At 73.6% G+C, this 12030-nt stretch carries 6 protein-coding genes; 5 read left to right on the top strand and 1 reads right to left on the bottom strand.

Going from position 1 to position 12030, the window contains the following annotated elements; all coding sequences use genetic code 11:
* Positions 1 to 240 precede the first annotated feature (240 nt).
* The 4 genes from AC156L_RS32270 (at position 241) to AC156L_RS32255 (ending at position 9954) form a co-directional block, all read left to right on the top strand.
* A complete protein-coding gene (locus AC156L_RS32270) occupies positions 241 to 4254 on the top strand; it encodes a TNT domain-containing protein (RefSeq protein ID WP_484407567.1) in 4014 nt (1337 codons plus the stop codon).
* Entirely contained in the window at positions 4217 to 4693 is a 477-nt protein-coding gene (locus tag AC156L_RS32265) for a hypothetical protein (protein ID WP_330875613.1), read from the top strand. Before AC156L_RS32270 ends, AC156L_RS32265 begins: the two co-directional genes overlap by 38 nt.
* Positions 4690 to 6249 carry a TNT domain-containing protein gene (locus AC156L_RS32260; protein WP_330875612.1) on the top strand — a complete coding sequence of 520 codons (1560 nt, stop codon included), beginning with the start codon at positions 4690 to 4692 and terminating at the stop codon, positions 6247 to 6249. Before AC156L_RS32265 ends, AC156L_RS32260 begins: the two co-directional genes overlap by 4 nt.
* Positions 6250 to 6381: 132 nt before the next feature.
* On the top strand, positions 6382 to 9954 hold the full coding sequence (locus AC156L_RS32255) for a TNT domain-containing protein (protein WP_484407565.1): 3573 nt from the start codon (positions 6382 to 6384) through the stop codon (positions 9952 to 9954).
* Between the two features lie 207 nt (positions 9955 to 10161).
* On the opposite strand, the gene AC156L_RS32250 is transcribed toward AC156L_RS32255, so the two are convergent.
* Positions 10162 to 10731, bottom strand: a complete 570-nt coding sequence (locus AC156L_RS32250) for a pentapeptide repeat-containing protein (protein WP_330879828.1) — start codon at positions 10729 to 10731, stop codon at positions 10162 to 10164.
* A gap of 239 nt (positions 10732 to 10970) precedes the next feature.
* Here AC156L_RS32250 and AC156L_RS32245 point away from each other — a divergent pair, with 239 nt between their 5' ends.
* Positions 10971 to 11960 (top strand): malate dehydrogenase, encoded by a 990-nt coding sequence (locus tag AC156L_RS32245; RefSeq protein ID WP_330879826.1) that lies wholly within the window; start codon positions 10971 to 10973, stop codon positions 11958 to 11960.
* The last annotated feature ends 70 nt before the right edge of the window (positions 11961 to 12030 follow it).

The following is a 12030-nucleotide window of genomic DNA, read 5'->3' as shown; positions in this document are numbered from 1 at the left end:
TCGCACGCCGCTCCGATCGGCTCCGGCCCGGTTCCGGGTGGCTCGCACGCGGCTCCGATCGGTTCCGGTCCGGCTCCCGTGGGCTCCGGTCCGGCTCCGGGCGGGTTCACGCCCGCCCCCGGTGGTGGTGCCCACTCGGCACCCCACGGTGCTCCGAACGGTTCGACTCCCGGCGGTTCGCCGACCCACGGTGCCGACCAGGGCGGGTTCGTCCCCCCGGCGGGCAACCGGGGTCCGGCGATGGCGGGCGGACTGTTCAGCGAACCGACCCGGCCCTCGCACACCACGGACGCGGTGGGCGCCAGCTCGGCGTCCGCTCCGCCCCAGGCCTTCCACGCCCCGACCCCGCAGCACGCCACCACCCCGGAACCACGCGGCCCGCAGCCCGGCGGCCACACCCCGCAACCCGGCGGCTTCGGCCCCCAGCCGGGCGGCTTCACCCCGCCCCCGAGCGGCCCCGCACCCCAGCACGCGGGCCCGCAACCAGGCCCCACCGGCCCAGCGCCGACGCGCCCGGACGCCCCGATGGCCCGCAACACCCCGACCGACGCACCCCCGCGCACCCCGGACCCGCGCACCCCGGACAGCCGCACCCCCGGCACCACGGACCCCCGACCCAGCACCACGCCAGACCCCCGCACCCCGGACGGCCGCACCCCCGGCCAGGACCCGCGCATCCCCGGCCAGGACCCGCGCACCTCCGGCACCCAGGACCCGCGCACCCCTGGCGCCCCCGACAACCGCACCCCCGGCCAGGACCCGCGCATCCCCGGCACCACGGACCCGCGCACCCCCGACCACCGGACCCCCGGCACCCCGGACCAGCGCCACCCCGGCACCCCCGACGGCCGCACCCCCGACCAGCGCCCCCCTGGCGCCCCGGACAACCGCACCACCCCCGACTCCCCACCGCAGCACCCCACACCCGCCCCGAACCCCGACGGCAGCTCCCCGGTCTCCAGCCACCAGTGGCCCCAGGACCCGGCCCCGGCCAGCCGCGGCACGGACTCCACGCCCCCGGACCCCACTGCGGGCCCCAGCGCGGACCCGGCCACCGACCCCCACAAGAACGTCTGGGGCAACCCGGCCGGTGTCGTCGAGGGCTTCTCGCAGGACGGCCCGTACGTGTCGGTCCACGAGAGCACCGGCCCGAACGACCGCGAGGTCGGCACGTACGACCAGCGGGTGGCGGCGATCGTGGAGCCGACCTACCAGCCGTACGGCCCGCACGGGACGTTCGACGAGTTCATGCGCCACCACACCACCGACGGCACGGTCGACGGCCCGATCGCGTGGCCGCCGAACCAGGGCGCGGTGGGTGCCCGAGTGGTCGTGGAGCTGCCCGCGGGCACGGTGCTCGACCGGTTCGGCAGCCCCCAGGGCGACTTCCTGTCACCGCTGAGGCCGGACGGTCAGCCGTACGGGTTCGGCGAGCGCGCGATCCTGCCCGACAGCCTGGGCAAGGGCTACCACGTGTACGTGCTGGACCGGCCCATGATGGTCGAGCTGGCGACCGTGGCACCCGCGTTCGACCAGCCCGGCGGCGCGCGCCAGTTGCAGCCGGTGTTCGACCCGAGCCTGGCGGACGCCTCCGGCCGGGTGAACCTGGACAGCCTGCGCGACGCCGGTGTGCTGCACGAGGTGCCGTCGCCGCCGCCGGACGGCCGGGTCCTGCCGCCGGACTTCGGCACGATCGGCCCGGACGGCAGCACGGTCCTCACCCCCGACGCGGCCACGGTCGCGGACGCCCGCAACGGCGCGTTCGACACCGACGGCACGCCCACCGACGCCACGCCCACCGACAGCACGCCCACCGCCGACCCGACCCCCACCGGTCCCACGCCCCTCGGCGACGTGTCGCCGCGCGTGGACCAGGCGATCCGCTCCAGCGAGGTCACCCCGGCGGGCGTGGCGCTGCACTCCGAGGCCCCGCTGCGCGACCTGGCGTCGCGGATCCCGGCGGGCGACCACGCCGTCCTGGACGTGCACACCGCGGGCGACGGCGTCCGGATCGGCGAGACCCACTACACGCGGGCCGAGCTGGTGGAGCTGATCAACAACCACCCGGACCTCGCCGGACGGCCGATCATGCTGGTCGGCTGCGACGCGGCGGCCGGCGGCGAGAACAGCCTCGCCGCGCACGTCGCCCGCGAGACCGGCCAGCAGGTGATCGCGCCGGACAGCCTGGCGTGGTCCGACCGGCACGGCAACGTCTACTCCAGCTCCCCGGAGACGACGAACGGCCAGCAGCACCCGAGGATCCCGCCGGACGGCGGCTGGCACGCGTTCGAGCCGGACGGCACGAGCACGCCGGTCGGCGAGAACGGGATGCCGCCCGGTCACGCGCCGACGGGCGACCTGGCCGACAGCATCGACGCCGAGCACCGCGGCGACACCGACCGCAACCACCACCCGCAGGTCCAGACCCCGTGGACCGAGCCGAGCACCACGCACGGGCAGACGGTGCGGATGCGCGACGGGCAGTCGCTGTTCGACGGCCGCGAGCTGCCGCTGGACACCAGCATCCGGGTCCTGGACGAGAACGGGCGCCTCCGCACGACGGTGCACGTGGACGCGCAGGGCGCGGTCAGCGTCGACACCATCGCGCCGAACACCCGCGACGGCGTGAACCCGGAGATCGCCCACCCGCACCCGGACGCCGACTACCGCGTCCGGGTCGGCAGCCACAACGACGTGTTCGTGGCGGGCCCGGACGGGTCGCCGCTCACGCAGGACGACAAGGTCAAGATCGGCGGCAAGTCCGTCGAGGTGACGCGGCCGGTGACGATCACCGAGCCGCCCGCTCCGGCGAACGGCGAGCAGACGATCGGCCGGGGCCACCCGATGGCGCCCGGTCCGGACGACGCGTTCACCGCCCGCCGCGACCTGCCCGCGAACACCCGGTTCGACGTCACGGACACCGAGGGCAACCACCGCGGCACCGTCCAGACCGACGGGAACGGCACGCCCCGGTGGGTGGCCGCGCCGGAGAACGCGGGCGACCGCCCCAACCCGGAGGTCGCGAACCCGATCCCCGGCTCGAACTACAACGTCGACCGCGGCCCGCTCTACCAGGAGTTCAGCACCGACGCGCAGGGCCGCCCCGAGCCGGGCGTCACCTACGAGCGGCCGACGACGAGCAACCAGGTCGAGGTCACCGGCCTGCCGCAGAACCGGCCGCTGACCCAGCACGACGGGCAGCCGCTGGCCCCGGACACGGAGTACGTGGTCCGGGACGGCGACCGGGTCCGCACACGGGTGTTCATCGAGGACGGCGGTCTCACCCACGTCGAGACCGACTCCGGCCAGCGCGGGCGGTTGAACCCGGAGGTGGCGCGGGCCCCCGAGGGCGCGGACATCACCACCGACCCGTACTACGGCACCGGCGCGGCCCAGACGCCGACGTGGCCGGACCCGCCGAACGGCGAGGTCCGCCTCACCCAGGAGATCGTCCTCGGCGAGGACGGCAAGCCGCTCAAGGACGAGAACAGGCAGGTCGTCCGGACCGTGCGGATCGACGGCGACACCAGCGGGTGGACGCCGGAGCAGCGCGCGGCCGTCGAGCGGCCGGTGCGGCCGAACGACCCGTTCGTCACCCGCGACCTGCCGCCGGGCACCCGGTTCACCCTCTCCGACGAGCGCGGGCCGTACAGCACCTTCCAGAGCGGTGAGGACGGCGCGGTCTCGCACGTCCACACCGCGCCGCCGTTCAGCGCCGAGCTGAACAACCCCCGCCCCACCGCGGTCTACGACGTGGACAGCGGCCGGTGGAGGTTCCTGACCGACGACCGGTCCAACACGGTCGCCACCAGCGGCACGCCCGTCTACGACGGCGGAACCGAGCTGCGCCGCGACACCACGTCGCAGACCGACGCGGGCGCGCTGGCGGGCAAGGGCCCGGACAACCGCAACCTCGCCGACGGTGGCCACCACCAGGGCAAGGAGTCCGGCGGCCCCGGCGAGCTGATCAACGTCTCCAGCCAGCAGCGCGACCAGAACTCGGGTCTGGAGCGGCCCGCGTTCGTGCGCGAGGAGACCTGGTATCAAATGGAGCGGGACCGCTCGGACCTGGAGGCGGCCTCGGGCGGGTCGATCGAGCTGGTCGACACGTTCGCGATCCGGGAGCCGGGACAGGACCACCCGCACACGTACCAGACCAGGTGGCGCGAGACACTGCCGGACGGTCGCTTCAAGATCCACGTCAGGAGCTATCCGAATGACCACAACGCAGCCCTCTGGCCATCCGACTTCTGAGCCGGACGACCGCGAGGAAGAGCTGATGCAGCGGATCGGCGCCATGCTGCTCGAAGTGGAACCCGAGGGCTGGCGGCGGATCGACCTGCTGGTGAAGCTCAACGTGAAGGTGCACGACACGGAGCTGGCCGTGTACCTGGAGAACGGCAAGACGGCCGAGGTGGTGCCCCCCGAGGGCATCACCAAGGTGTTCGCCGAGCTGCGCCAGCTGCACCACAGGCCCGGTCGGGGCACGTGGTTCTCGGCGCGGCTCACGGTGGACGCGCCGGGTCGGATGGACTTCTCCTACAACATGGACCACGACCCGCTGTGGAACCCGCCGATCCCGGCCGAGTTCTGGGTGCGCGACCTGGAGGTGTTCCCTCGTGACGAGGCGTTCGTCCCCGGCTGGCTGCGCACCCGGATCGCGGAAGCAGGCAACGAGGAGCAGAAGGCATGACGTCCACGCAGCCCCGGCTGTCGCCCGAGGACCAGAACGCGATCCTCGCCTCGGTCACGACCCTGCTCGTCCACCGGCTGCCGGGTGACTGGAGCCAGCTCTTCCTGGACTTCCGCGCGGCGGGCGCCTACGTCGAGGCCCCGGTCTCGGTGCTGAACATCTTCGGCCAGTCCGTCGAGTGGACGCTGCCGGAGGAGGCGCTGCCGTTCTTCCTGGAGCTCCGCGCGGGCATGTACCGCGAGGGCGAGGGCACCTGGTTCTCGGCGCGGTTCCACCTGGCTCACCCGAACGTGTACTCCATCGAGTACAACCGGACCGAGGAACCGGCGTGGACGCACCGGCCCTCGGCGAAGCACTTCGCCGAGGAACTGGAGATGTTCCCGCGCGCCGAGGTCCCGGCGTGGCTGGTGGAGACCCCCGCCGAGGGTGACCAGGGCTCGGTCCGGCTGTACGACGCCCCGGTGTTCGACGGCAGCGACGAGCAGGGCAGGCCGATCGCCCCGCGCCCCGCCGTGCACCCGCAGGACCGCGACGACGTGCTGAAGTACCTGGAGAACGCGCCCGTGGTGCTCGCGGCCCGCGGCTACGGGCCGGACCTGCTCCAGCCCGGCGCCGAGCCGGACGTGCCGCAGACGTTCCACACCGACGGCACGTGGGTGTGGTCGGGCGCGGTCGCCCACTACTTCCGCAAGCACGGCGTGAACCCCGTGCCGCAGCTCGTGCAGCACATCCACGACAACGGCTACCAGGTGCCGCCGGTCGACGACGCCGCCGTGGACGCCGCGACCGCGGTCGCGACGGGCCAGGTCGAGTCGCTGCCGCTCCCGGAGTACCGGCCGCGCCAGATCGCCGAGCACGACCGGCGGTCCCTCGCTCAGCTCCAGGACCGGCTGAACCACTTCGGCGTCGCTCCCCAGGAGTACGGGATCGTGGAGCCCAAGCTGGACGCCCTGGTCATCGAGCCCGCGCCGGGCACGGAGAGCGGGTGGCAGCTCCAGTACTGGGACGCCGACCGCGGCCCCAGCGGCAGGCCGACCGTGTTCCCGAACGCGGCCGCCGCGGCGCAGACGATGCTCGGCACCCTCCTGTGGTCGCCCGAGCGCGACGCGGCCCGCGCCCAGCAGGCCGCACCCGCTCCCGCCCCGGTGCCGCCGCCCGCGCCGCCGGTCGCCGCGGGCCCGCCGCAGGAGATCCAGCCGCTGCCCGACGAACCGCCGCTGTCGCTGCTGCGCGACCGCGAGCCGGTCTCGCTCCAGCCGGGGGTGGAGATCGACCGCTTCGGCGACGAGAACGGCAACCTCGTCTTCGCGGCTCGAACCATGTTCGGCAACCGCTCGCTGCCGCCGGACTGGCTGAACCGCCGCTACCACGTGTACCGGGTCCAGCGGCCGACCACCGCGCTCAAGGGCATCGCGGTGCCGTGGTTCGGCCAACCGGGTGGTGGTACGGGCTTCTTCCTGGTCAGGTCGGTCCGCGATCTGCTGGCCGACGGCAGCCTGGTCGAGGTGGCGGAAGCCACCAGCACCCCACCCCCGCCCCAGACCTCAGCCCCCTAGCCCCTAGCCGGTTCCGCTTCGGTTTTCCCGCGCGCGCCGATCGGGTTATGGTCGGGCCGGCGTGGTGGTTGCTCTGATTCGGCCCAGCAGGGGGCCGTTCCGGTACGCGGAGTCGCGGGGGAAGATGTTGGTGTGTCCGAGCCGAAGCCGTTGAACCCGACAGAGCAGGACGCTCTGGTCAAGCAGATCGGGCTGACCCTGATGCGGGCCGCCCCCGAGGGCTGGCAGAACGTCGTCGCCGACTACCGCGCGACCGGCCGCTACTTCGAGCTGGCCGCCGAGGTGCGGTCGGCCGACGGGAGTTCGCAGGGGTGGGTGCCTCCGCAGGAGGTGGCCGCCCTGTTCTCCCGTCTCCGCGCGGGCATGCACCGCGAGGGTCGGGGCAGCTGGTCCAACGCCCGCTACCAGCTCGACCAGCCCGCCAGCTACAACCTCGACTTCGACCGGACCGAGCCGAAGTGGCAGACGCCGCCACCGCCGCAGGCCTACGTCGACGAGATGCGCTTCTTCCCGCGCGCCGACGAGAACGTGCCGGAGTGGCTGCGCAAGTGGCTGCCGTCCGGTCAGGCCCCCGCCGCGCCGCCCCCGCCCCCGCAGGTGCCGCGCGGCTTCCGGACCGCACGGGTCTTCGACGGCGCGGGCGCGGACGGCCGCCCGTCGGTCAACCGCCCGGCGATCCCCGACCACGAGCGCGAGGCGCTGCTGGACTACCTGGACCGCGCGCCGGTCGCGGTGGCCGGTCGCGGCTTCGACGCCGACGTGCTGGACCCCGACGCGCCGTCCGTCGTGCCGGTCGCGTTCCAGACGGACGGCCACTGGATCTGGCCCGCCGCCGTCGGCTACTACCTGCGCGCCTACGGCATCCCCCCGGAGGCCGAGCTGGTCGAGCGCGCCCGCGCCGCCGAGTTCCGCAGCCCCGAGGTGTCGGAGGAGTCGCGCGTCGCCGCCGCGGCGAACCTCGGCGCCCCGACCGCGCCCCGCGGCACACCGCTGCCCAAACCCGCCGTGCCGATCGTGCCCGAGCCGGAGGCCGAGGAGTTCTCGCCGTTCGGCGACGACCGCTCCACGCAGCCGTACGACCCGCACGCCACGGTCGCCACGCCGCTGCCCGTGATCGAGGACGAGCCGCCGGCCGACCCCGTGCCCGAGCGGACCGGTGGCCAGGACCAGGCGACGGAGTTCCACCCCCGGCCCGACTTCGAGGACGGGTCCAACTTCTTCCCCGGCGACACCAACGACCCGAACGCCCGGCACCAGCCCAGCGAGGACTTCTACCCGGAGGGCGGTCCGGCCCACCAGCCGCCGGTCCAGCCCGCGCCGACCCAGTCGGCTTCGGCGAAGCCCGAGGCCAAGCCCGTGGTCGAGTCGGACGAGAACTTCTTCGGCGAGGACGACTCGAAGAAGGTCGTGGAGGAGCAGTTCTTCCCCGAGGGTGGTGCGCAGCCGAGGCTGAGTTCGCCGACGGGTCTGGACGCTCCGCCGCCGGAGCCGGTCGCGCGCGTCCGCCCGGAGTTCGATGCCGAGGACAGTTTCTTCCCGGAGGACGGTCCGAAGACGGAGCAGCCGCCCGGCGTCGAGGAGCAGTTCTTCCCGGAGGGTGGTGCGCAGCCTCGGTTGAGTTCGCCGTCGGGTTTGGACGCTCCGCCGGAGTCGGTGCAGCGGTCGGAGTCCCGGCCGAGGCCGGAGTACGGCGACGGGGACAGCTTCTTCCCCGACGACAGCGCGACTGCGGAGCAGCGGTCGAGCGCCGACGAGAACTTCTTCCCGACCGCGAGCGCCCCCGTGGAGCGGGAGTCCCAGCCGGACACGGAGTTCCAGCCGCGGCCGGACTTCCACACCGAGCAGCCGCCGAAGCGCGAGTCGGACTACGACCCCGAGTCGAACTTCTTCCCCGTCGAGGGCGACTCGGCGACCGTCGGGTTCCAGGCGGGCCAGGACTTCTACCCGGACGACCGCAGGCCGTCCGAACCGCCCACCTCCGACCACCAGGACGGCTACGCCGAGCCGGAGCACCGGTCCGACGACGAGCCGGAACTGCTGCGGGCCGAACCGGGCCCCGGTTTCCAGCCCGCCGACGACTTCGACGCGCAGCCGGTGTTCCGCACGGACGTGGACCACGGCTTCCGCGCCGAGCCCGCCCGCGAGCCCGAGGCCGAGCCCGCCGACCAGCTCGTCGAGCCCCGGCCCGAGCCGATGCCGGTCGACGAGCCGGACGTCGAGGACACCGCGACCATGGACCTCGTCGACCTGCGGCCCGCGACGGTCGCCGAGGCCGACGAGGTGCTGGAGTTCGACCAGAGCCAGTTCGACGCCGCCCAGGACGGTCCGCCGTACCGGGTGCAGTTCGACTTCGACACCGAGCCCACCCCGCCTCGCGACGACCGGTACCGCCGGGATTCCTACGTCGACGGCATGGACCTGTTCGCCCCCAACAGGTACGAGAGCGCCGGGGCCGACCAGGACACCGCCGCGTGGAGCCCGTTCGCCGCCGCAGGCCAAGCGTCGAACGACGCGCTGCCGGTGGAGCCGGAGCCGGAGCCGCTGCCCGTCGAGGAACCGGTCGCGGAGCAGGCGCGGCTCGTCGAGTCCGACCTGGTCGACGTCGTGCCGAAGTTCGAGGTCGAGGCCGACCCGAGGCACTCCGACGTGACGACCAGGTTCGAGGTCGACCAGGAGACCCAGTTCGACATCGAGCCGGTGGTGGTCGAGCAGCCTCCCGCCGAGCCCGAGGTGCCGAGGCAGGTCACGCCCGAGGAGGAGCGCGAGCTGTCCGGCGTCCGCCGGGCGCTGGACGACCTCGACGTGCCGCCCGCCGCGTACCGCATCGGCGAGCCCGTCGACCGCACGTGGAACCTGCGCACCGAGGGCAGCAGCTGGGTCGTCGCCTGGTTCGACAACGGTCCGAAGAACCCGAGCCGGTTCGACCGGCTGGAGGACGCGGCGTCGTTCCTGATCGGCAAGCTGGTGCTCACGGGTCGCCGCGCGCCGCGCAGGCAGCCCCCGCCGCCGCAGATGATGCGCCCGCCGCAGGGCCCGCCCCCCGGTGGGCCGCAGGGTCCGCCGCCCAACGGCGTCAACGGGTTCCGCGACGGCCGCCCGATGCCGCCGCAGGTCGTGCAGGTCGCGCCCATGCCCCGGCCGGAGCCGCTGCCCCGCGTGGAACCGCCGCGCCCGGAGCCGTTGCCCCGCGCCGAGATGCCCCGTCCGGAGCCGCTGCCGCGCGCGGAACTCCCGCGTCCGGAGCCGCTGCCGAGGGTCGAGCCGCCGAGGCCCGAGCCGATCGCCGCGAACGCCGCACGGGTCGACGCGCCGCGCCAGGAGGCGCAGCAGCAGTCCGAGTCGGGTGGCAAGCGCGGCTGGCCGATCAAGCCGATGAACGGTGAACCGCCGCTCACGCTGTTCCGCCACAAGAAGATGGTCGAGCTGCCCGCCGGGTTCGAGGTCGACCGGTTCGGCGAGCCCGTGGGCAACCTGGTCTACGCCGCGGGCACGCCGTTCGAGGAGCGGTCGCTCGTGCCGTCGTGGATCAACCGCGCGTACCGGGTGTACCGGCTGCGGCGTCCGGTCGAGGTGCTGACCGGCGTGGCCGTGCCGTGGTTCGAGCAGCCCGGCGGCGGCACCGCGTACCTGTTCCCGACCTCGGTCGAGGACATGGTCGCGGACGGCGCGCTCGTCGAGGTCTCGCACCAGGAAGCGCAGAACTAGCGAACGGTCGCTCAGGCCGCGCCGGCCCCCCGGTCACCGCCCGGGGGCACGGCTCGTTCCTCGTTCGGCGGTCCCCCGTGCGAGCTACCGGGAAGCGCCCACCGCGAGGTGACGTCCGGGGAGACGAGATGGTCGGCGGGGAAGACCACCGCTGTGCACCGTGACCGGAGGCCGCCCGCCCCGCAGCGGGGCGGGCGGCCCGTCCGGCTAGCTCCCGTCGCCCAGTTCCTCCACGACCAGGCCGTGGGCGGCGGCGAAGGCGATGGCCATCGACAGGTCCACCGTGGCTCCCGCGATCTTCGCCTGCACCCAGCCGTTGGCGTCCAGCCGCGCGCCGCGCAGGTCGGCGCCACCCAGGTTCGCCCCGAGCAGCCGGGCGCCCTGGAGGTCGGTGCCGCGCAGGTCGGTGTCCCGCAGGTCCGCGTCGCTGAGGTTCGCCTCGCGCATCCGCAGCCCCCGCAGGTCGACCTTGCGCAGGGTGACCCCCGCGAGGCTGGCCAGCGTGAGATCGGTCTCGTGGAACGAGATCGGCCGCAGCACGGACGCCGTGAACGACGACCCGAGCAGGCTGCACGACGTGAAGGACGCCCCGGACAGCACCGTCCGGTCGAACGTGCACGAGCGGAACGCCGTCGCCGTGTGCTTCGAATCGCCGAGGTCCGTGCGGGCGAACGTGCAGTTGGTGAACGTGCAGCTCTTGGTCACCAAGCCCCGCATGTCCGCTTCGCTGAAGTCGCAGCGGTCGAAGGTCCGCCGTTCCCACGTCTCCTGGAACATCACCGCGTCGGCGAAGTCCTCGCCGATGATCACTTCGTCGTCCACGTCGAACACCTAACCACCTGAGAGGCTGCTCACCGCACCGACGGCGGACGATGACCAGTTGGTAACCTGCGGGAGCCGGGCGAAAACGCCCGGCGCGCGGTCCCGGTGCAGAGACCGCCGCTGACAGGTCAGTCCTGCCTAGTGGTCGTGCCACCCGAGGACTCCGCCCCCTGGACCGTCATTCGGGAAGGCTCATGACCCGCACGCCCGTGAACGTCACCGTCACCGGTGCGGCCGGCCAGATCGGCTACGCACTGCTGTTCCGCATCGCCTCCGGCCAGCTCCTGGGCCCGGACACCCCGGTCCGCCTGCGCCTGCTGGAGATCCCGCAGGCGGTCAAGGCCGCCGAGGGCACCGCCATGGAGCTCGACGACTGCGCGTTCCCGCTGCTGTCCGGCATCGACATCACCGACGACGCGAAGACCGCGTTCGACGGCGTGAACGTCGCACTGCTCGTCGGCGCCCGCCCGCGCAGCAAGGGCATGGAGCGCGGCGACCTGCTCTCGGCCAACGGCGGCATCTTCAAGCCCCAGGGCGAGGCGATCAACGCCGGTGCGGCGGAGGACGTCCGCGTGCTGGTGGTCGGCAACCCGGCCAACACGAACGCGCTCATCGCGCAGCAGCACGCGCCGGACGTGCCCGCGGAGCGGTTCACCGCGATGACCCGCCTCGACCACAACCGGGCGCTGGCGCAGCTGTCGAAGAAGCTCGGCGTGTCGTTGGGCGAGATCAAGAAGCTGACGATCTGGGGCAACCACTCCGCCACCCAGTACCCGGACCTGTTCCACGCCGAGGTGAACGGCGTGTCCGCCGCTTCCGCGGTGGACGACCAGGAGTGGCTGGAGGGGACGTTCATCCCCACCGTCGCCAAGCGCGGTGCGGCGATCATCGAGGCTCGTGGGCTGTCCTCCGCGGCGTCCGCCGCCAACGCGGCCATCGACCACGTGTACTCGTGGGTGAACGGGACGCCCGAGGGTGACTGGACGTCCGCGGCCGTCGTGTCCGACGGGTCCTACGGGGTGCCGGAGGGGCTGATCTCGTCGTTCCCGGTCACCGCTTCGGGTGGTCGGTACGAGATCGTGCAGGGGCTGGAGATCGACTCGTTCTCCCGCGGGCGGATCGACGCCTCGGTCGCCGAGCTGGTCGAGGAGCGCGACGCCGTGAAGGCCCTCGGGCTGATCTGAGCTGGTTCTTCTCCCGAGGGGCGGTCCGGTCGGGCCGCCCCTTTGGTCTGTCGTGGGCCGCGGCTGCCGG

The sequence above is a fragment of the Umezawaea sp. genome (assembly GCF_057122925.1).
The sequence above is the reverse complement of the archived record's forward strand: the minus strand, read 5'-3'. Positions and strand labels throughout refer to the sequence as shown.

Coding starts and splice junctions, on each gene's coding strand:
- AC156L_RS32270 (WP_484407567.1), top strand. CDS start 241: ATGGCGGGCGGACTGTTCAGCGAACCGACCCGGCCCTCGCACACCACG.
- AC156L_RS32265 (WP_330875613.1), top strand. CDS start 4,217: ATGACCACAACGCAGCCCTCTGGCCATCCGACTTCTGAGCCGGACGAC.
- AC156L_RS32260 (WP_330875612.1), top strand. CDS start 4,690: ATGACGTCCACGCAGCCCCGGCTGTCGCCCGAGGACCAGAACGCGATC.
- AC156L_RS32250 (WP_330879828.1), bottom strand. CDS start 10,731: ATGTTCCAGGAGACGTGGGAACGGCGGACCTTCGACCGCTGCGACTTC.
- AC156L_RS32245 (WP_330879826.1), top strand. CDS start 10,971: ATGACCCGCACGCCCGTGAACGTCACCGTCACCGGTGCGGCCGGCCAG.